This window comes from Alcaligenes sp. CHO6 (assembly GCF_037120595.1).
In the GTDB taxonomy this organism is placed as follows: domain Bacteria; phylum Pseudomonadota; class Gammaproteobacteria; order Burkholderiales; family Burkholderiaceae_B; genus Alcaligenes; species Alcaligenes ammonioxydans.
This window is the reverse complement of record NZ_JBANCI010000003.1, coordinates 1-19,880: the sequence shown is the minus strand read 5'-3', so window position 1 is coordinate 19,880 and position 19,880 is coordinate 1. Positions and strand designations below refer to the sequence as shown.

Here is a 19,880-nt window from a genome sequence, read left to right as displayed (position 1 = left end):
GGGCAAAAACAGGAGCTTAGCTGCTGGCCAGGGCTTTTTCGACAGTAGCAATGAACTCCTGCTTGTCGTAGTTGCCCAGGTAGCGCTTGATGATGTGACCCTGTTTGTCGAGTAAAAAGGCAGTGGGCGTCAGACGGACGTCCCCAAAGGCCTTGGCGAGATCGCCCTTGTCGTCATGGACAACCGTGAACGGCAGTTGGCGGGACTGGGTGAAATTGCGCACGTAATTGATGGGGTCGTGCTTCATGGCGACGGCCACGATATCAAATCCCTTGCTGGACAAGGCATTGAAGTTCTCAATGTTGTCGGGCATTTGCGCAACGCAGGTGGTGCAGTCCGTGGCCCAGAACTTCACCAGGACTACTTTGCCTTGCAGATCTTTGGTCTCAAAGTGTTTGCCATTGAGGTCGGTGAAGGCGACGTCCGGGGCGCTGGCCTTGGCGCTGCCGGACATGGTCCATACGCCCAGACCTACAGCGATGGCAACGACAAAGGCAATGATGACTACTTTTTTCATTGGACAGGCATCACTTCTACAGAAGAGGCGGGAGCAGGCTGTGCTGCCGGAGCCGCTGTTCCAGCGGGGGCAGTGCTTGGCTGATTGTTGGTGCTAAAAGGTTGTGCCAGGCTTTCGGCGCTGACGTATTCAAAGAGCTTGACCACTTTGTTCACGCCGGGCACGCTGGAGGCGGCAATCGCGGCGCGTTCGCCCTCTTCGTGAGTGACACGGCCCAGCAGGTAGACTACGCCACGCTCGGTTGTGGTGGAGATCGTGCGGCTAGGCACGTCCTTGGCGTTCAGCAAGGCGGTGCTGACCCGGGTGGTAATCCAGGAGTCGTTCGAACGCACACTCAACGGGGTGGGCTCGCCCACGCGCAATTCATTGACCACGCGAGTGACTTTGTCGACTTTGGAGACCAGACGTCCCGCCTCTTCTTTGTCAGCCTGGGTGGGCACATCCCCCGTCAGCAGGGCAAGCCCGGCGTAGGAGGTGGTGTTGATGCGACCTTCCTTGTTCTCCAGCAGGCGACGTGTTTCCGCGCCGGCTTTCATGACGATGGTTTTGTCCTCGACCTGTTCGCCTGTGGTGCGACGGTCGGTAGCTACGACAGCGGTCGTGGCGGCAGCGCCGCCGACCACCAGTAGTCCGCAGCCGGTCAGTGTGGTGCTGGCCAGCAGGGCGGCCAGAATCAAACGGTGTTTCATAGGGGATCTCCCAGCAGCAGGGCATCAATGCCATCGCACATGGCATGCAACAGAACAATGTGTACTTCCTGAATACGCATGGTTCGATCGTGCGGTACGCAAAGATGAATGTCTGTGTCCGAGAGCAGCTCGGCGATTTTTCCGCCGCCTTTGCCTGTCAGGGCAATGATGACCATATCGCGCTCGCGGGCGGCCTCGATGGCGCGGATGACATTAGGCGAGTTGCCGCTGGTGGAGATGGCCACCAGAATGTCGCCAGTCTGGCCCAAGGCGCTGACCTGGCGTTCAAAAATACTGTCAAAGCCGTAATCGTTGCCCACCGCCGTCATGATCGAGGTATCGGTGTTCAACGCAATGCCGGCCAAAGGCAGGCGGTCGCGCTCAAAACGGCCCACCAGCTCTGCAATAAAGTGCTGGGCGTCGGCTGCTGATCCGCCGTTTCCGCAAGCCAGAATCTTGCCGTCGTTAGCCAGGGTGGCAAACAATAGCTCGACAGCGGCGGCCAAAGGTTCGGCCAGTTCGCGGGTGCTGGCTTTGAGGGTATCGACGGAATCGTCGAAATGCGAAGTCATTAAGGCGATAAGGTCCATAGCGCGCATTATCGCACGGAGAATTTCCCTGTGGGGCAGGCAGAACGTGTCATGTTGAAAAAAACGCCACGGTATTGAAACCAGATGCTGTACCCGGATTGAAATAAGGGCAGGTGCCCGATTTTTTCTATAGGACAGTGTCCTTGCCGAAAAATTCCCAGCTAGTCAGGCCTGGTTGGAACGGGCTCAAGTTTGTTCGAAGGCCTGCTGGACCCAGGTCAGGGTATCGCCTTCAATCGCGATCACGTCAAAACGGCAGGCTGGCAGCCGGCCATGAAAATAGCGTTGGCTCAGGATTGGCAGCCAGTGTTGGGCGGCCAGGATCAAGCGCCGTTGCTTATCCCGGTTTACACTGGCAAGCGCCCCTCCGTAGGTCTTGTGATTGCGCTGGCGCACTTCCAGAAACACAAGTTGCTCTTGATGGCACAGGACCAGGTCAATTTCCCCAAAGCGAGTACTTAATTGGCGGGCCAGAATGCGGGCTCCATGAGCGAGGACATGTTCGCAGGCGCGCTGTTCGGCCTGATCGCCGCTTGTCTGACTGGGAGAGCGCCTGGGCTCAGCCTTTCTGCTTGCTGGGCGACGCTGCGGTTTGCGTCGCAGTTGCCGATTTTGAGCCTGGCGGGCGTAGTCAAAGAGGTTCATAGGGATACACGATGATGAATAAGCAGGATCGAGCATGAGCGATACCGAAAACCGGACAGTGAACGCGGCAGTCTGGCAAAGCATGATGGACAAGGTACAGGGCCAGGTCTGGCCATCCTCTTGTCTGTATGTGGTGGCCACGCCCATTGGCAATATGGGAGACCTTAGCCTGCGCGGCTGGCAGGCGCTGGAGCTGTGTGACATTATTGCGGCCGAGGACACACGGGCAACGCGCCCTTTTTTACAGGCCTGGGGCATACAAACGCCGCTGATGGCGGCTCATCGTCACAACGAGGCGCAGGCGGCTCAGGCCATTATTCAGCGTCTGGAGCAAGGGCAGCGAGTGGCCTTGGTGTCGGATGCGGGGGCACCTGCTGTCAGTGACCCGGGTGCGCGTGTGGTGCGCTCAGTGCGGCAAGCCGGGTTTCAGGTCGTGCCTTTGCCCGGAGCCTCGGCCGTTATTGCCGCCTTGATGGGTAGTGGCGCCACGAGCGACGAGAACCCTGCATTTGCGTTTGCCGGCTTTATGCCGCCCAAGACGGTGGCGCGTCGCAAGTGGCTGCAGCATTGGTCCAGCCTGGGCATGCCGGTGTTGATGTTCGAGTCGCCCCACCGCCTGCGTGCCGCCGTGCGCGATATGCAAGAGGTATGCGGCCCAATGCGGGAGCTGACTTTTGCGCGTGAACTGAGTAAACGTTTCGAGCAGATTCACACCGTGCCCCTGGGGCAGGCTCTGGCCTGGCTGGATGAGGACAGTCACCGGGAGCAAGGGGAGTTTGTGCTGATTTTGCATGAGGCCCCGCGAGAGCCTGATGAGGATGCGCCCGTTCTGGATGCAACTACGCAGCGGTGGATGAAGGCCCTGCTGGAGCAGGTTTCATTGCGGGACGCCGCCCGCATTGCCAGTCAGGCAACCGGGATTTCCCGCGATGTACTCTATGCCTGGGGCTTGGCAAACGCGCCCCAAGGCTAGTGAGCTGGAGCCGGTCGGATTGCTTCTCCCAATACCTTAGCGCACAGCGACAGAGGGGCTCAGACCGGTTTTTTGCTTGATGCGGTAGGCCGCGTTAATCGCTTCGGTGCGATTGGGGTAGGGCCCGATCTGTACGCGGTACAGATCGTTGTGGGTCTGAACCTGGGCATCGCGGTATTCCACCTGCGCTATCTGGCGATTGAGCTGTTGCGCCAGGGCGGCGGCATTCTCTCTTGCAGAGAATGCGCCGAACTGGAGGTAAACCCGGCTTTGACCCGAAGGAGCCTGCGGCTTGCTGGTGTTTGTTGTCGTCGCCTGCACAATCAACTGCTGATCGTTGGCATCGCTGCTCCAGCTGGGGGAATCATCCAGCTCTATCGTCAGCTCTTCTTGCGGCAGGGCAGACAAGGCATCGGGCGTAGGCTCCAGCGTTTCCGTGATGGTCAGGCTGGATTGGGGTTCGGCGATGGCCAGTGTGTCGAGGGGTGTTTCAGCCTCGGCCTGGGCCAGCTCAATGTCGCCCTGCTCAAAGCTGCCATTACGTATTTCTTCCTCGGTAATCGCTTCCACCAGGACAGTGCCGCTGCCGGGCGCAATCAAGTCCAGCTTGGCTGCCGCGACGTAGGATAAATCGATGATGCGTGAGCTGTGAAAGGGGCCGCGATCGTTGATGCGCACAATGACAGATTTGCCTGTCTTGGGCCGGGTCACACGCGCATAGCTCGGAATAGGCAAGGTGGGATGGGCCGCCGTCATGGCATACATATCGTAGGTTTCGCCATTAGCGGTTTTCTTGCCGTGAAACTTGCGTCCATACCAGGAAGCGGTGCCGGTCTGGGTAAAGGCTTTGTGGGAAGTATGAGGAACAAAGCTTTTGCCGAGCACGGTATAGGGACGGGTATTGCTGCGGGCGATCGGTTCTATGCGAGGGGTGGCGTTGGGAGTGGCGTGCAGATTGGCCGGTATGCGAGAGTGGGGGCCATCGTCTTTGTAATAACCTCCGCCTCGCGGCGCTGAAACGGTGGCCCCCGGTTTGGCTTTGGGTTTGGCGCGCTTGGGGCTGGATGAGCACCCGGCCAGCAAGGCCAGTATGCTCAGCACGGCGCCTAATTTGTAAAAAAGGGAATGACTCATGGGACGGGATTGATAGGCGGTTGGTTGCGATGGCGTACCAGCAAGGGCGCATAATCGGCAAAACGCAGTGCCAGTTGTTCCGCTACATAGACAGAGCGATGCTGACCGCCCGTGCAACCAATGGCTACAGTCAGATAATTGCGAGTGTCCTGCATATATAAAGGTAGCCAGCGCCGCACGAAACCCGCGATGTCATCGATCATGGTTTCCACGGAGCCGAACTGGGCCAGCCATTTGGCCACTGGCTCGTCCCGGCCTGTCATGGGACGCAGTTCGGGGTCGTAGTGCGGGTTGGGTAGACAGCGCACGTCAAATACCAGATCGGCATCGCCGGGCACGCCACGTTTGTAGGCAAAGGACTCAAAGGTCAGCACCACGCTGGCCCGATCGGCCTGCACCAGATCGCGAATCCAGGCGCGCAGCTGGCCGGGTGTCAGGTCCGTGGTGTCGATAATGTGGCCCAGTTCGCGCAAAGGAGCGGTCATTTCCCGCTCTGCTTCGATGCATTCCTGCAGCGAGGGGGAGCGGCCGTCCTGACGGAGGCGGTCTGTCAGCGGGTGACGGCGACGCGATTCCGAGTAACGCTGCATCAGAGTGTGATCGCTGGCATTGAGAAACAGTACGCGCAGGGCATAGCCTTCTTCGTTCAGCTTGCTGATGACTCCGGGCAGGATGTCCAGATCACCGGCGCCGCGCACGTCAATGGCGACGGCCAGTCGCTCCAGCCCCTGTTCAGCAGAACGCTGAACAAATTCGGCCAGAAATCGGGGAGGCAGGTTGTCTATGCAGAGATAGCCGGTATCTTCCAGCAGACGCAAGGCAACTGATTTTCCCGAACCGGATATGCCGGTAATCAATACAACTTTCAGCATTGTGGCAAAAGGCTCCGAGTCGCTGCCCGGCAGGCGGGCGGCGGTTAGGTGAAACAGGACAAAGCCCTCAGGGCACGCTGAGTGCGAATGGCCCTGGGGTGCCTAGTCTTCGCGGCTATTCATGATAGCCAGTGCCTGGCGTTCGATGAAATCGCCCATGGTGTCAATGCCGCGGAAAGCGAGGATGGTATTGCGCACCGCCGCTTCCACCAGCACCGCAAGGTTTCGGCCTGCGGCCACCTGGAGCATGACACGTTTGATGTCGACCCCCAGCACTTCCTGCGTCTGGTCCTGGGTGGGCAGACGCTCGAAACTGTCGGGGTTGGAACGGACCAGGTGCACGATTAGTTTAAGCTTCATTCTACGACGAACGGAGGTTTCGCCGAAAATGGTGCGTATGTCCAGCAGACCCAGGCCCCGTACCTCAAGCAGATTTTGCAGTAGGGGTGGGCACTGACCGTCAATCATGTTGGGGGCGGTGCGGGACAGTTCGACCGCATCGTCTGCCACCAGACCGTGACCACGCGAGATCAATTCCAGCGCCAGTTCGCTTTTTCCCAGTCCCGACTCGCCGGTAATCAGTACCCCCAAACCCAGCACATCCATAAAGACACCGTGCATGGTGGTTTTCGGGGCCAGACGTCTGCCCAGATAAATGCGCAGCAGATCAATGAGCTGGGCGGCATCAATAGGCGTGTAGAGCAGGGGTACGCCTTGTTCTTCGCAAAACTGGATCAGGTCGTCGGGAGCGACGGCGTCATTGGCGATGAACAGGGCGGGAACTCCGCCTTGCCTGAGATCATCCAGGTGATGCAGGCGACGCTTGACGTCAAAGCGACTGTAGAAAGAGAGCTCTTCGGGGCCGAAAACCTGAATGCGGCCTGGATGGATCAGGTTCAGATGGCCGACCAGATCCGCGGCAGAAGCACCAAGGTCGGGGATGGGGCGCAGGGCAGCATGTTTTCCGGCTGCCCAGCTTACCTCGAGCTTGTCGTGATTATCATTGACCAGTTCTTGAACTGTCAGCATCGGAATGTTCCGCGTTGAGATCGGGGGTCTGGGTCAGGAGCTGGTGTATTTGAACCGGGTCCGTTTCCTGTGCCAGTGCCTGACGGATATCCTGATCGGCCATCAGGCGGGCGATCTCGGCCAGCAAGTCCAGGTGGATTTGAGTGGCCGTCTCGGGAACCAGCAGAAAGAACAGCAGGCTGGCGGTACGGCCATCGCTGGGATCGAAACGCACCGGCTCGGCCAGACGCATGAAAACGGCACAAGGCTCCTTGAGGTCCTTGATCCGACCGTGCGGCACAGCAACGTCGTGACCAAGAGCGGTGGAGCCCAGGCGCTCGCGAGCGATCAGGCTATGGAAAACGGCTGTCCGGGCAATGCCGTGATGGTTCTCGAATATTAGTCCGGCTTGTTCAAAAGCGCGCTTCTTGCTGGTGACAGCAAGATCTAGAACCACGTTGGACAAAGGCAATATACGCGACAAGAGATTCATGACGGCCATTATAGGGGGGAATGTTTTTTAGCTAAACATTTTTTGGATGGCTAACAACAGGCGGACAGATACGCCCTGAAACACAAAACCCCGAACTTATGAAAAGTACGGGGTTTGTTGGCAGGGCTATGCCTGCTGTACCAGTTCGGCGTGATCAGGCAGCCGGAACTTCGAGCCGCTTGGCGGGCTCATGCGCATGGCTGTTTGCCTTTTCCTTGTATTTCAGGATCTGTCGGTCAATTTTATCGGCCAGCAGATCAATCGCGGCATACAAGTTCTCGTCTGAAGATGCGCAATGAATATCTTTGCCGGGGACACGGACGGTCACTTCGGCAGTGTGCTTCAGACGTTCAATGGAAAGCATAACCTGCGAGTCAACCACGTTGTCGAAGTGCTTTTCAATTCGACCAATTTTGCTTTTGACGTAGTCGCGAATGGCAGGAGTTATGTCAAGATTACGGCCAGTGATGTTAAGGCTCATATAGGCTCTCCGTAGTAGTCAAACAACTTGTTCTAGAGGGGGGATATCGTCGTCTTTAGCCTCCTTACTACTGATCTTGGATATCCCAGTATACCTATATGTGGATCAGATAACATGACCTGAATCAATCTGTGATGTGCAGGAAAACCCTTGGCCCCGCCCGGTCCGGTTACCAGGCTTGAAATTGGCTTACATCCGGAAGTTCGATCCCAGATAAACCTTGCGCACAGCTTCATTGTCGATGATTTCGGACGGATGCCCGCTGGTCAGAACGGTGCCCTCACTGATGATGTAGGCCCGGTCGCAAATGCCCAGTGTCTCGCGCACGTTATGGTCGGTAATCAGCACGCCGATGTTGCGCCCCTTGAGAAATTGCACAATGCGTTGAATCTCGATCACGGCAATCGGGTCCACCCCGGCAAAGGGCTCGTCCAGCAGAATAAATCGCGGGTTGCTGGCCAGCGCACGGGCAATTTCCACGCGTCGCCGCTCGCCGCCTGACAGGGAAAGGGCGGTGTTTTGCCGGATATGCCCGATCTGCAGCTCGTTAATCAGGGTTTCCAGGCGCTCGTTGATGTCTTGCTTGCTGATGTGGCGGCCGTTCTCGTCCAGTTGCAGTTCGAGTACGGCGCGGATGTTTTCCTCTACGGTCAGACGTCGAAAGACAGACGCATCCTGCGGCAGATACGACAGGCCCAGCCGTGCGCGCTTGTGCATGGGCATGGCGGTAATGGGCGTGCCGTCAATTTCGATGCGGCCAGCATCGGCAGGCACAATGCCTACGATCATATAGAAGCTGGTGGTTTTGCCAGCTCCGTTCGGGCCGAGCAGGCCTACCACCTCACCGCTTTCCACATTCAGGGAAACGTCCTGCACAACGGTGCGTTTGCCGTAGGTTTTGCGCAGGCCTTGTGCAATCAGGCTGCCTTTGGTCGAGTGGCTGGCGCGGGTGGGGGTAGACGGGTTGTTAGGAGCAACCATGGTTCAGGGGTGTCCGGTCTATTTGCGGGAGGAAGACTTGCGTTGGCATTCGGCCAGGGCTGCATCGGCATTGGCGCGGGGGCGCGCCACAGAGCGTACGCGACCGTCTCGTGTGGCGGAGTCGGCTCCCCCGAACGCTTGGTACGTGCCGTCTTTTTGCCGGTAGATCACGCGTTGCCCCTGAATGGAGTCTTGTAGTTTGCCGCAAATATAACGATTGACCACCGCCTTGCCAATGAGCTCGACCTCTTCGGTCTTGCCGTTGTAGATGGCCCGAACGCCTTCGGCCGTGATCAGCTCAAATTTGGCCGGGTCTTCTTGTCGAATCGTGACACGGGGGCGTTCACTGACGGTGGCCGTTCCATGCTGGAAGCCTTCCGCATCCTGTTCGATTGCGAGCTGGTCGGCCATCAAGGTCATGGCGCCGCGCGTCAGGATGATGTTGCCTTTGTAAACCGTTTGCTTGGCAATATCGTCGTAGGTCAAGGTATCGGACAATACAGAGGTGTCCGGTTCGGCAGCCGCCGAGGCCGCTGCCTGGGCCAGGGCGGGGGCCGCAGGCAGCATGGCCAGAGCGCTTGTGCTCAGGCACAGGGCCAGGGCACCGCGCACGAGGCCAAAGGAGAGCATGGGCTTGTGGCCCAGGCGGGCGCTGTCAGGCGTAGTCATGGAGGGGAATCCTTAGAGCTATTGGAGGAACGCGCTTTTTGTGTTTGCTGGCCCGAGATTTTAACGTCGGATTCCGACATGACGTTCAATTGGCGAACGCGATTGTCGTAACGCATTCCGGTGCCGCGCATGGTGGACTGGCCGTTCACGACCAATGCCGGTTCGTTGGTGTACACCACGTCTTCCTCGGGCAGGATGATCAGCACTTCGCTGCGCACGTCCATTGCCTCTTCCTCGGGCGTGGCCTGTCGGTGGATATGGGCATTGCCCTTCATGGTGATGACGTCACCGCCTGCATTCATATGGGCGGTGTCCGAGGTGGCAATCGTCAGGGGCGAGTCGGGCCGGTTGCTGACGGCCCGCGGGGAGGTGATGTCGTGTGAGTCGTCATCGGGGTAGTGATAGGCAATTTCTCCGTCCAGGCGGCTGATTGCCATGCCCGTTTCATCGGAGCTGATCATGGTGAAATTGCGCGCCCAGGAGTCGGGCTCGTGGGTAACACGGCGAGGGGGATCAATCGCGACCGAGCGTTGCGTGTAATCGACCGCCCACAGCGTTGCCAGTACCAGCAAAGCCAGCAGTAACAGGGAAATGAAGGTAGGTAGACGGTCGCGCATGATTACTGAATGACTCCCGTGGTCTTCAAGGGGCCCCCGGTGATAAAAGCGGCAAGGCGTCCCTGGGAGGCCAGGATGGCATCACAGCACTCACGTACCGCGCCGTGGCCGGCAGGCTGTGTGGCCACCCAGCTGGCGATCTGGCTGATATAGAAGGGCGCTTCAGGAACGCTGGCGGAGAACCCCACGCGCTGCATGGCAGGCAAATCGATCAGATCGTCGCCCATATATCCCAGCTCGCTCAGGGACAGACCATTTTCCTGTGCCAGCTGCGTCAGCACGGCAATTTTGTCGCGTACGCCCTGGTGGACGAAGGGAATGCCCAGTTCGGCAGCACGACGTGACACGATACCGCTTTCACGCCCCGTAATCAGAGCCACGCCGATGCCACTCTCGCCGAGCATGCGCAAACCATGGCCATCGAGCGCGTGAAAGCTTTTGAATTCCTCGCCGTTCGCGCTGTACCACAGGCGTCCGTCGGTCAATACGCCATCCACGTCAAAGACCATCATGCGCAACTGGCGCAACTGGTTTCGAACGAGTTCGGGCAGCTTGGCCAGAATTTGGGCTTCAGCGGGGTGAAGCGGGGCAGTGGGCGTGTTCATCATGATCAGATTACCTTTGCAGCCAACAGGTCGTGCATGTGCAGAGCTCCCAATAGTAGCCCGTTTGCGTCCAATACCAGCATTTGGCTGATGCGCAGGGCATCCATTTGCTCGGCCGCTTCAATGGCCAACGCCTCGGCGGCAATGCTGCGCGGTTCACGCGACATGCCTTCGGACACGGGCAGATTTCGTATGTCGCCTGCGCGCGCAATCAGGCGGCGCAGGTCCCCGTCGGTGAACAGGCCCACCGGCCGGCCCTGGGGATCGGTGACGATCGTCATGCCCATTCCCTTGCTGGACATTTCGATCAGGGCATCAGGGACCAGGGTGTCGGGGGAAACGACGGGTAACTGCTCGCCGCTGCGCATGATGTCGCGCACAAACGTCAGGAGTTGTCGGCCCAGCGCTCCACCTGGGTGGGAGCGGGCAAAATCCTCACGGCTAAAGCCTCGGGCCTCCAGACAGGCGACGGCCAGCGCATCACCCAGGACCAGGGCGGCGGTGGTGCTGGCCGTAGGGGCCAGGTTGAGGGGGCAAGCCTCATGCTCGACATGGGCATCCAGGTGCAAATCGGCGTTCTGAGCCAGTTCGGACTGGGCGTGCCCTGTGATGGCAATCAGCTTGGCACCCATGCGCCGCAGGACGGTCAGCACCGTGACCAGCTCCTGGGCCTGACCCGAATAGGAAATGGCAATGACCACATCCTGCTTGGTAATCATGCCCAGATCGCCATGCAGGGCCTCGGCAGCGTGCATGAAAAAAGCCGGCGTGCCAGTCGACGCCAGTGTCGCGGCGATTTTGCGCGCAACGTGGCCAGACTTGCCGATGCCGGTCACCACTACCCGGCCCTGACAGTGCACGAGCAACTGGGTGGCTTGGACAAAGTTCTGGTCCAGGCGCTGACCCAGCGCCTGCAACGCCTCTACTTCAATGGCGAAGGTGCGTCGTGCCGAGGACAGAATGTGTTCGGGATCGAAATGTGCCGGTGTATTCATGGCGGAATTGTAAACGTGAAGTGTGCGCTTGGCATGCTGATTCGCAGGAGGCACATTGTACGATCAGAAGCGTTTGGACCAGTGGCGGGCGTAATAGTTTAGGGTTAAGATACGTCTTGTTTTGTAATTTCAGTAATTACTGAAAATTCAGGAAGCCATGAATCTAGGACCACAGGCAGAACGTTTTATTCTGCACTTTGGGGAAATGGGCGGGCGCTGGGGGGTCAACCGAACGGTAGGCCAGATTTATGCGCTTTTGTTCATTACACCCGAACCCCTCCACGCCGACGAGATTGCCGAAACGCTGGGCATCTCCCGTTCCAATGTCAGCATGAGCTTGCGCGAGCTGCAGTCTTGGCGTCTGGTCAATATGACGCACAAGATCGGCGAGCGACGCGAATATTTCGAATCCCCCAAGGATGTCTGGGATATTTTTCGTACCTTGGTGGAGGAAAAGCGCAAGCGCGAGATTGACCCCACATTAACCTTGTTGCGCAGTATCCTTATGGAAGCGCCCGTCAATGATGAAGAAGCATACGGGCAGCAGCGCATTAACGAAATGCTGGAGTTGATTGAGTTGGCTTGTGGGTGGTTTGACGAAGTTCATCACTTGCCGCCCGAAACCCTGCAAAATCTGATGCGCTTAGGTAGCAAAGTTCAGAAGGTGCTGGGTTTCGCCGGAAAGATTCGCAAAGCTGATCAAACTGGGGGTCGTCATGATTGATCTGGATGTCGTTACCTTGTCGCGGTTGCAATTTGCTTCCACCGCGATGTTTCACTTTTTATTTGTGCCCTTGACGCTAGGCCTGTCTTTTTTGCTGGCCATCATGGAAAGCGTGTATGTCATGACGGGCAAGGCCATCTGGCGCCGCATGACCAAGTTCTGGGGAGTGCTCTTTGGCATTAACTTTGCCTTGGGTGTGGCCACCGGGATTGTGATGGAGTTTCAGTTCGGCATGAACTGGGCTTATTACAGCCATTATGTGGGCGATATTTTTGGCGCCCCGCTTGCCATTGAAGGTTTGATGGCTTTTTTCCTGGAAGCCACTTTTGTCGGCCTGTTCTTTTTTGGTTGGGATCGTCTCTCCAAGCTGGGGCATTTGATCGTCACCTGGTTGGTCGCCATTGGCACCAACCTGTCGGCCCTATGGATTCTGGTCGCCAACGGCTGGATGCAGAATCCGGTAGGCGCCATCTTCAATCCCCACACCATGCGTATGGAAATGACCGACTTTGCCCAGGTCATTCTCAACCCTGTCGCGCAGGCCAAAGTCGTGCATACCGTCAGTGCCGGTTATGTGCTGGGGGCCATGTTCGTGATGGGCATCAGTGCCTGGTACTTGCTGCGCGGGCGTCATATCGACCTGGCCAAGCGTTCGATGACCGTAGCCGCCAGTTTTGGTTTGGCCGCTTCCTTGTCTGTCGTGGTCCTGGGTGACGAAAGCGGTTATCTGACGACCGAACATCAGCAAATGAAAATTGCAGCCATGGAATCCATGTGGGAGACCGAGGAAGCGCCTGCCAGTTTCAATCTGATTGCCTGGCCCGATCAGGAGGCCCGTGAAAACCGCTTCGCCGTGGAAATTCCCTGGGTGATGGGCCTGATCGGGACACGCTCGGTCAGTACGCCCATGCTGGGCATCAATGAGCTGGTAGAGCATGCCAAGATCCGTATTGCCAATGGCTTGCGCGCTTACGAGGCCCTTCAGCTGGTTCGCGCCGATGCCAGCAATATTGAAGCCCGCCGGGTCTTTGATAATAACTGGAAGGATCTGGGCTATGCGTTGCTGCTCAAGCGCTACACGGATGACATCACCAAGGCCGACACCGACACGATTGCTCAGGCTGCCTGGGATACGGTGCCACAGGTCGCTCCCTTGTTCTGGAGCTTCCGTGTGATGGTGGGTCTGGGGCTGTACTTCATCCTGTTCTTCATTGTGGCCTTTGTGCTGGCATCGCGTGACCGCCTGCAACGCCACCCACGCCTGCTCAAGGCGGCTGTCTGGAGTATCCCTCTGCCTTGGATTGCCATCGAGTGTGGATGGTTTGTGGCCGAGTTTGGACGACAGCCCTGGGCGATTGAAGGCGTTCTGCCTACCTACTATGCAGCTTCGGGCCTGTCCTTTGTAGACCTGATGATCAGTATGAGCATCTTCTTGCTGCTCTACTCCACCCTGGCGGTGATTGGCATCAAGGTCATGCTGCACTCAATACGCAAAGGCCCGGACGAGGGGGGCGAGACCGCTGCACCGTCCGCCTTGTCTTATGGTTCGCGCAACGCGCCGTTGCTGCGCGGTTAAGGAGGGGAAACCATTATGGATAGCCTGATTCTTCTCGATTACGACACCTTGCGCATCATCTGGTGGTTGCTGCTGGGCGTTTTGTTGGCTGCTTTCGCCATCATGGACGGGGCTGATCTGGGGGTGGCCATGGTGCTGCCGCTGGTGGCGCGCAGTGATGACGAGCGGCGTACGCTCTACAACGTGATTGGCCCGGTCTGGGAAGGTAACCAGGTCTGGCTGATTGTGGCCGGCGGGGTGGCTTTTGCCGCCTGGCCTTTGCTGTATGCGATGGCATTCTCGGGTTTTTATCTGGCCATGATGTTGCTGCTGGTGGCCCTGATAGTGCGCCCGGTTGCCATCAAGTACCGCAGCAAGCTCAGTTCTACGCGCTGGCGTCGTAACTGGGATGCGATCTGGACCGCCTCCGGTGTGGTTTGTGCCCTGGTGTTCGGAGTCGCGATTGGCAATGTCATGCTGGGTGTGCCGTTTGGCTTTGACGAAACCACGCTGCGTCCCCTGTATCAAGGTAACTTTTTTGGTCTGTTCCAGCCCTTTGCCATCCTGTGTGGGTTGCTCAGCATCCTGATGCTGGCCTTTCAGGGGGCGGTCGTGGTGGCCTGGAAAGGCAGCGATCAGGTCGCTCGACGTGCTCGTGCCTGGGCCATGCCGTTGGGATTGCTGGCCATCGTGGCGTTTGCTGCCGGTGGCTGGTGGATCACTGCCATGAATGGCTACAGCATGCCTTGGCCGGAAGTGGCCCATGCCATGTCCAACCCGATTGGCAAGACAGTCGAGATGGTCGAAGGCGGATGGTTAGCCAACTACCGAACCTGGCCCGCTTTGTGGGCGGCACCGATTATCGGTTTTGCAGGCCTGTTGCTCGGGGCTTTGCTGGCGGGACGTGGTCGTGGCTTGCTGGCCCTGCTGTTCTCGTCCCTGGCACTGGCCGGCATCATTCTGACCTTTGGTTTTGCCGTGTTCCCTTTCCTGCTGCCATCGTCCTTGAATCCCGGCTCCAGTTTGACCTTGTTTGATGCCTCGGCCAGTCACCTGACCCTGTGGATCATGCTGCTGGTCACGCTGGTGTTTCTGCCCATCATCGTGCTCTATACCTCGTGGGTGTACAGCGTCATGCGTGGCAAGGTATCGGTTGCCAGCATGAAAGATTCTTCTCATTCTTACTAAGGAGGCCAACACCTATGTGGTACTTCTCTTGGGTTCTAGGTTTGGGTCTGGCCTGCGCATTCTCCATCTTGAATGCGATGTGGTTCGAACTGCGTGAGAACACTGCGTTGCAAAATGCAGCCGCCTCCCAGGCCAATGCAGATATCGAGGCCTGATTGACCCCGCAAAGTCCAAACGCGCAGCAGTGGCTGGGGCAGTTTTCCAGCCGCGCCCGCACGGCTTTGCGGGTTTCCATGTTGGCGCCGGTGCTGGCCGGCGCCTTGCTGATCCCCCAGGCCTGGTTGCTGGCACAGATTGTGCAGGCCATTGTGGTCGACGGGCTGCCCTGGACAGAGCAGTTGTTCTCTATCCTTATGGTGGCCGCACTTTTGCTGCTGCGCGCCGCCATTGCCGCTTTGGGGGAACGCCGCGCTCAAAAAGTTTCAGAACATCTGAAACAAGATCTGCGCTCGGAGCTTTTTGCCCGACTGTTCCGCAGTACGATGCCGCGTTTGCGGGCTAGCAATAGCGGTGAACTTTCTACTAGCTTGATTACGCAAATCGAAGCACTGGATGGCTTTGTGACGCGCTACATCCCTTGCATGGCTGCGGCGGCCCTGGTGCCCTTGGCGCTGGTGCTGGCGGTCTTGCCGGTGGATGGCATTGTCTCCTTGATTCTTTTGTTGAGCACGCCTCTGATTCCTCTGTTCATGGCCTTGGTGGGCTGGGGGGCGGAAGCGGCCAGCCGTGAACAACAACAAACAACGCTGCGTCTGTCGGGGTTTTTTGCCGATCGTCTGCGTGGCATTTTTACCCTGAGTCTGATGGGCCGGGGGCAGGACGAGTTGCAGCGTGTGGAATTGGCCAGTCAGGAGTTGCGCACACGCACCATGAAAGTGCTGCGCATCGCGTTTTTATCGTCGGCTGTGCTGGAGTTTTTTGCGGCCCTGGGCGTAGCAGGTATTGCTGTCTATATTGGCCTGGGGTATCTGGGTTACTTGGGGGAATCCTTCTCGGGCATCAGCTTGCAACAAGGCTTGTTCTGTTTGCTGCTGGCTCCCGAGGCTTACCAGCCCTTGCGCCAACTGGCCGCCAATTATCATGATCGGGCAGCGGCGCGTGCGGCTGCGGTAGAAGTCGATAGGCTGTGGGCAAACTTGGGCCAGGATTTGATTCCTGCGGCTCCCACCAACGCCGATAATGAAGCGGTGTTTGCCAACTTGCCGGTACTGGTCTTGCGTCACCTACATTTGCCGCAACTGGGCGGGCAGGGGACCTTACTGGAGGTGCCTGGCTTGCAACTCTATATAGATCAGTCCTATGCGGTGCTGGGAGCCAGTGGTTCGGGCAAGACCAGCCTGCTGGAGAGCCTGATTGGTTTGCGCCCTTTGTCGCAGGGTGAAATTCTGCTGCGCAACAGCGATACTGCCGGGCGCTTGCTGACTCGTCATGACGGGGTGGTACTGATTTCACAGCAGGCTTTTTTAGCGATGGGCACGATTGCCGACGGCTTGCGTCTGGCAGCACCGCAGGCCAATGAGGAGCAACTGTGGCAAGCCCTGGAACAAGCCTGTGCAGCCGATTTCGTGCGAGCCCTGCCAGCCGGCCTGCAGACTGAGCTGGGTGAAGGGGGGTTTGGGCTTTCCGGCGGTCAGATACAGCGTCTGGCCTTGGCGCGTCTGTTCTTGACGGACCCGCATGTTGTATTGCTGGATGAGCCCAGTTCCCACCTGGATGCAGCCACACGAGATCGCGTTATGCGCAATGTTCTGCGCTTTTGTCAGGGCCGCTGTCTGGTTGTGGCCACGCATGATCAGGAATTGGCGGCTATGTGTTCCAACCGCTTGCAGATTGCCCAAGGAGTGTTGACGGCATGAAAGCGTGGTTTCGCCTTTTAGGTGCCAGTTTGCGCGCACGCCGTGGAGCGGTTCTGTTCACGGTACTTCTGGCGATCAGTACGGTGGCAGCCGGCGTCAGCCTGCTCGGGGTCGCAGGCTGGTTCCTGAGCAGCGCCTTTCTGGCGACCTTGGGGATCGTCTTTAATCTGTTCGGCCCCTCCGCCATGATCCGTGGTTTGTCATTTTGGCGTATCGCTTCCCGTTATCTGGAGCGTGTGGTCGGCCATGCTTTGACCTTGGATTTGCAGGTTCGCATCCGGACTCTGGTTTTTGGGCGTTTGAGTCGCTTTAGTCAGTCCCGTCTGGCGCAGTTTCGTGATGGCGAGTTGGCGTCCAGTCTGACCTCGGATGTCGCCGTTCTTGATCTAGTGCTCTTGTTGATTCTGGTGCCTTTGACCACTGCCGTGTTTGCCGGGCTGGTGTTCAGTGCCGTTTTGCAAACCTGGTTGTCCTGGTGGGCCTGGCTGATTCTGGCCTGCCTGCTGGTGGCAGCCTGCCTGATTCCCTACCTTTGCGCCCGGGGTGCCAGCCGTGCTGCCGAGCAGGTCCATCAGCTGGAAAATCGCCAGCGTGTTCTGGTGCATCAAGCGATACGAGCTTACGCCGACATTCAGGTGTTTGCGGCTGCTGATGCTGTTCAGAAACAAGTGGACAAGCTGGCCCAAGCGCTCAGTCAAGCCCGGTTGCGCAGCAACGGCTGGGGCATTGCCGGTCAGTTTTTCCAACAGCTTCTTATGGGCGTAGCCCTGTTGATCTGCTTGCTGGTGGGTGCGCAGCAGGTGAATGTACAAGCCATGAGCGGGCCCTTATGGGTCGGTTTGGTTCTTGCTTTGTTGGGTTTGTTCGAGATTATGGCTCCCATGATGCGAGGAGCGTCACGCTTGGGTGAAGTTCAGGCGGCCAGTACACGCTTGTTGGGAATTTTAGATGAACCGCTTGAAGCACAGCAGGAGCAAGGTCAGGCCATTGTTCTGGATGGGCCCACTTCCTTGGACGTTTCCGATCTGAGTTTCGCTTATGGTTCGCAGCCGGTACTGGAGCACTTGTCGCTGCACGTTCCGCCCGGCGAGCATATTGCGATTTTTGGCCCTAGCGGTTCGGGCAAATCAACCTTGCTAAGCGTATTGATGCGCTTGTTGCCGGTGCCTGGTCCGCAATACCTTATTCAGGCCGAGCCGGCTCCACACTGGAGCCGTGCCAGTTGGTTTGATCATTGCGCCTTGCTGGCGCAGGACTCGCCGCTGTTTCTGGGTTCTGTACGCGATAATCTGCTGCTGGCCGATCCGGGGGCCTGCGAGCAGCGCCTGTGGCAGGTACTGCACGATGCCCAGCTGGATTCAGTCGTGCGTGACTTGCCACAAGGCTTGGACACTTGGCTGGGTGAGGGGGGGCAGCAACTGTCGTTGGGGCAGCAGCGCCGTTTATGTCTGGCCCGTGTTTTGTTGTCGCCGGCCCATATCTGGTTCCTGGATGAGCCCACGGCGAGTCTGGACGGCCCGACCAGTCAGGCCCTGATGCAAGATATCCTGACGGCCGCTCGGGGCAAAACCGTGATTATGGCGACTCACGACACGCGTTTGCTGCCGTTGGTTGATTGTGTTTATCAGTTCGAGGCAGGGCGTTTGCAGCGTGTCGCTGTCTCGCGTGCAACGACTGTAGCGTCGAACTAAAAGACTTTCTCGGTCAAGTCTGCGGGAGTTTCCACTCAATCGCGTCGTATTAGTACAACGTGCGGGCACAAGCGGGATGAGCCCTTGTTGCTGCTGCCCAATTGTGTACACTTGCAACGTATCCAAGTGCGCCCTTTGCGCCCGGATTTTCTGTTGTAGAAGCTTTGACATGCAAATAGATCCCACCCAGTACATCCGTCAAATCATTCGCAATGTGCCGGATTGGCCCAAGCCAGGGGTGACGTTCCGCGATATCACCCCGGTGTTGCAAGACCCGCGCTCTTTTCGGGTACTGATTGACCTGTTTGTCTACCGTTACATGGGACAAAAACTGGATCTGGTGGCGGGAGTGGATGCTCGCGGTTTTATCGTCGGCTCGGTGCTGGCGTATGAGCTGAATCTGGGTTTTGTACCGGTACGCAAGAAAGGCAAACTGCCTTTCAATACGGTGGCGGAAGAATATTCCCTGGAGTATGGCAATGCCAGTGTGGAGATGCACACTGACTCCGTGCGTCCTGGTCAGCGCGTACTGCTGATTGATGATTTGATTGCGACCGGCGGGACCTTGCTGGCGGCTGCACGTTTGTTGCAGCGTTTGGGGGCCAATGTGGTGGAAGCCGCGGCTATTATTGATCTGCCCGAGCTGGGCGGCTCCAAAGCGGTAACAGACTCCGGCCTGTCGGTGTATACCGTCTGCAGCTTTAAGGAATCGGATCGCTGATCCTTATAGGCCGATCGATCACCGCTTATGTGGTCCAGAAAAATCCCTGCCATGCATGCGCATCGCAGGGATTTTTGTTGGCCGCCTGTAAGCTCGCAGCGGGTTTGGCTAAACGCCAAGTCCGCCCTGGGGTTGTAAATCAGAAGCGCAGCTTCATGAACAGCGAACCGGCGTGATCCTGGTTGCGGCCAAACTGCCCCTGATAGTTCAAGCCAAAAGAGGTGTTTTTGCCGGCTTTCAGTTCGGCACCCAATTCGGCAACGGCGGCGTTCTTGGCGATGGGTGCACCGCTTACGCGAAAGTTGCTGCCGGGCAGGGCCGCAAAGGCCAGTTCACGTTCAGGGGTGGTATCACCCAGGGCGTGACGCCAGCCCAAACCGGCGCTCAGGGCCACCGTGGTTTTGGACAGGTCCAGCTCCGTGGTGCCCCGCAGCCCCAGTGTGACCGTGCTCAGGTTCTGACGTTGGGAGTCACCTCGCAATGCGGCCTGACCGCCTGATTCGCTAAAGGAGCCGTGACGCAATTGGTGCCAATTGACGCTGGCATAAGGCTCCACGCTGGAGCGGGGGCTCACCGGCATGCGGTAGGCCAATTGGGCAAAGGCCTGGACACTATGTGCCTTGTAGTCGGCTTTCAGCGTCTCGTTCTGATGAACGGAGATCGAGCGTTCGCTGTCCAGGCGGTGACGGGTGTAGGCGGCCCCGGCCAGCAAGTTCAAGCTGCCTGAGTCCATTTCCCAGGCCTGCGTCCCGTACAGGGCGGCGCTGTAGCTGTTGCTGCGCGAGCTCTGACGGCGATCATCCAGTTTGATGCGGTTTTCCAGATAGCCCAAAGACGCACCCATGCGCCAGCCTTGTTCGCCGATGGAGGTATCGC

Annotated in this window: 23 protein-coding genes; 8 read left to right on the top strand and 15 right to left on the bottom strand. The window is 58.1% G+C overall.

The genetic code is table 11. The annotated features are described in order from the left end of the window. Positions 1-16: 16 nt before the first annotated feature. The 4 genes from V6936_RS12210 to V6936_RS12195 form a co-directional block, all read right to left on the bottom strand. Positions 17-517, bottom strand: coding sequence for a peroxiredoxin family protein (locus tag V6936_RS12210; protein WP_240209455.1), 501 nt, complete (start codon positions 515-517; stop codon positions 17-19). Next, positions 514-1,206 (bottom strand): BON domain-containing protein, encoded by a 693-nt coding sequence (locus tag V6936_RS12205; protein ID WP_003802139.1) that lies wholly within the window; start codon positions 1,204-1,206, stop codon positions 514-516. Before V6936_RS12205 ends, V6936_RS12210 begins: the two co-directional genes overlap by 4 nt. Continuing rightward, the gene (locus tag V6936_RS12200) at positions 1,203-1,796 is read right to left on the bottom strand and encodes a phosphoheptose isomerase (protein ID WP_003802136.1); all 594 of its coding nucleotides are present in this window, start codon (positions 1,794-1,796) and stop codon (positions 1,203-1,205) included. Before V6936_RS12200 ends, V6936_RS12205 begins: the two co-directional genes overlap by 4 nt. Before the next feature lie 186 nt (positions 1,797-1,982). Further along, entirely contained in the window at positions 1,983-2,441 is a 459-nt protein-coding gene (locus V6936_RS12195; protein WP_336579947.1) for a YraN family protein, read from the bottom strand. A gap of 34 nt (positions 2,442-2,475) precedes the next feature. Here V6936_RS12195 and rsmI point away from each other — a divergent pair, with 34 nt between their 5' ends. Further along, positions 2,476-3,414, top strand: coding sequence for a 16S rRNA (cytidine(1402)-2'-O)-methyltransferase (rsmI, locus tag V6936_RS12190; protein ID WP_003802132.1), 939 nt, complete (start codon positions 2,476-2,478; stop codon positions 3,412-3,414). 36 nt (positions 3,415-3,450) lie between these two features. Here the strand turns inward: rsmI and V6936_RS12185 are convergent, their stop codons facing one another. The 10 genes from V6936_RS12185 to V6936_RS12140 all read right to left on the bottom strand — a co-directional run bounded on the left by V6936_RS12185 (position 3,451) and on the right by V6936_RS12140 (position 11,269). Next, complete coding sequence (locus V6936_RS12185) at positions 3,451-4,548, bottom strand: septal ring lytic transglycosylase RlpA family protein (RefSeq protein ID WP_003802130.1); 1,098 nt, start codon at positions 4,546-4,548, stop codon at positions 3,451-3,453. Continuing rightward, a complete protein-coding gene (gene rapZ / locus V6936_RS12180; RefSeq protein ID WP_003802127.1) occupies positions 4,545-5,420 on the bottom strand; it encodes an RNase adapter RapZ in 876 nt (291 codons plus the stop codon). The genes V6936_RS12185 and rapZ overlap by 4 nt, the downstream gene beginning before the upstream one ends. 102 nt (positions 5,421-5,522) lie before the next feature. Further along, on the bottom strand, positions 5,523-6,449 hold the full coding sequence (gene hprK / locus V6936_RS12175; RefSeq protein ID WP_003802126.1) for an HPr(Ser) kinase/phosphatase: 927 nt from the start codon (positions 6,447-6,449) through the stop codon (positions 5,523-5,525). Beyond that, positions 6,421-6,921, bottom strand: coding sequence for a PTS sugar transporter subunit IIA (locus tag V6936_RS12170; RefSeq protein WP_059318337.1), 501 nt, complete (start codon positions 6,919-6,921; stop codon positions 6,421-6,423). Before V6936_RS12170 ends, hprK begins: the two co-directional genes overlap by 29 nt. Positions 6,922-7,075: 154 nt before the next feature. Beyond that, positions 7,076-7,402, bottom strand: a complete 327-nt coding sequence (gene hpf, locus V6936_RS12165; RefSeq protein WP_003802121.1) for a ribosome hibernation-promoting factor, HPF/YfiA family — start codon at positions 7,400-7,402, stop codon at positions 7,076-7,078. A gap of 189 nt (positions 7,403-7,591) precedes the next feature. After that, the gene (lptB, locus tag V6936_RS12160; RefSeq protein ID WP_003802120.1) at positions 7,592-8,383 is read right to left on the bottom strand and encodes an LPS export ABC transporter ATP-binding protein; all 792 of its coding nucleotides are present in this window, start codon (positions 8,381-8,383) and stop codon (positions 7,592-7,594) included. An 18-nt stretch (positions 8,384-8,401) separates the two neighbouring features. After that, positions 8,402-9,052, bottom strand: coding sequence for a lipopolysaccharide transport periplasmic protein LptA (gene lptA, locus V6936_RS12155; RefSeq protein ID WP_003802119.1), 651 nt, complete (start codon positions 9,050-9,052; stop codon positions 8,402-8,404). Further along, on the bottom strand, positions 9,049-9,669 hold the full coding sequence (gene lptC, locus V6936_RS12150) for an LPS export ABC transporter periplasmic protein LptC (RefSeq protein WP_003802118.1): 621 nt from the start codon (positions 9,667-9,669) through the stop codon (positions 9,049-9,051). The genes lptA and lptC overlap by 4 nt, the downstream gene beginning before the upstream one ends. A 2-nt stretch (positions 9,670-9,671) precedes the next feature. Further along, positions 9,672-10,277: a KdsC family phosphatase gene (locus tag V6936_RS12145; protein ID WP_003802117.1), complete on the bottom strand. Its 606-nt coding sequence runs from the start codon at positions 10,275-10,277 to the stop codon at positions 9,672-9,674. Between the two features lie 2 nt (positions 10,278-10,279). Next, entirely contained in the window at positions 10,280-11,269 is a 990-nt protein-coding gene (locus V6936_RS12140) for a KpsF/GutQ family sugar-phosphate isomerase (RefSeq protein ID WP_003802116.1), read from the bottom strand. Between the two features lie 157 nt (positions 11,270-11,426). Here V6936_RS12140 and V6936_RS12135 point away from each other — a divergent pair, with 157 nt between their 5' ends. The 7 genes from V6936_RS12135 (at position 11,427) to V6936_RS12105 (ending at position 19,004) form a co-directional block, all read left to right on the top strand. Next, a complete protein-coding gene (locus V6936_RS12135; protein ID WP_003802115.1) occupies positions 11,427-11,993 on the top strand; it encodes a GbsR/MarR family transcriptional regulator in 567 nt (188 codons plus the stop codon). Then, on the top strand, positions 11,986-13,569 hold the full coding sequence (locus V6936_RS12130; RefSeq protein WP_003802114.1) for a cytochrome ubiquinol oxidase subunit I: 1,584 nt from the start codon (positions 11,986-11,988) through the stop codon (positions 13,567-13,569). The genes V6936_RS12135 and V6936_RS12130 overlap by 8 nt, the downstream gene beginning before the upstream one ends. Positions 13,570-13,584: 15 nt before the next feature. Next, on the top strand, positions 13,585-14,736 hold the full coding sequence (gene cydB, locus V6936_RS12125; protein WP_003802113.1) for a cytochrome d ubiquinol oxidase subunit II: 1,152 nt from the start codon (positions 13,585-13,587) through the stop codon (positions 14,734-14,736). Positions 14,737-14,750: 14 nt separating this feature from the next. Further along, positions 14,751-14,891 (top strand): cytochrome bd-I oxidase subunit CydX, encoded by a 141-nt coding sequence (gene cydX, locus V6936_RS12120; protein WP_003802112.1) that lies wholly within the window; start codon positions 14,751-14,753, stop codon positions 14,889-14,891. Further along, positions 14,892-16,592 carry a thiol reductant ABC exporter subunit CydD gene (gene cydD, locus V6936_RS12115; RefSeq protein ID WP_336579946.1) on the top strand — a complete coding sequence of 567 codons (1,701 nt, stop codon included), beginning with the start codon at positions 14,892-14,894 and terminating at the stop codon, positions 16,590-16,592. Further along, positions 16,589-18,283 carry a thiol reductant ABC exporter subunit CydC gene (cydC, locus tag V6936_RS12110; RefSeq protein ID WP_336579945.1) on the top strand — a complete coding sequence of 565 codons (1,695 nt, stop codon included), beginning with the start codon at positions 16,589-16,591 and terminating at the stop codon, positions 18,281-18,283. Before cydD ends, cydC begins: the two co-directional genes overlap by 4 nt. A 169-nt stretch (positions 18,284-18,452) precedes the next feature. Then, entirely contained in the window at positions 18,453-19,004 is a 552-nt protein-coding gene (locus V6936_RS12105; RefSeq protein ID WP_003802109.1) for an adenine phosphoribosyltransferase, read from the top strand. 139 nt (positions 19,005-19,143) lie between these two features. Here the strand turns inward: V6936_RS12105 and V6936_RS12100 are convergent. Further along, positions 19,144-19,880, bottom strand: a 737-nt coding sequence (locus V6936_RS12100; RefSeq protein ID WP_336579944.1) for an autotransporter outer membrane beta-barrel domain-containing protein, incomplete at its 5' end; no start/stop codon positions are given.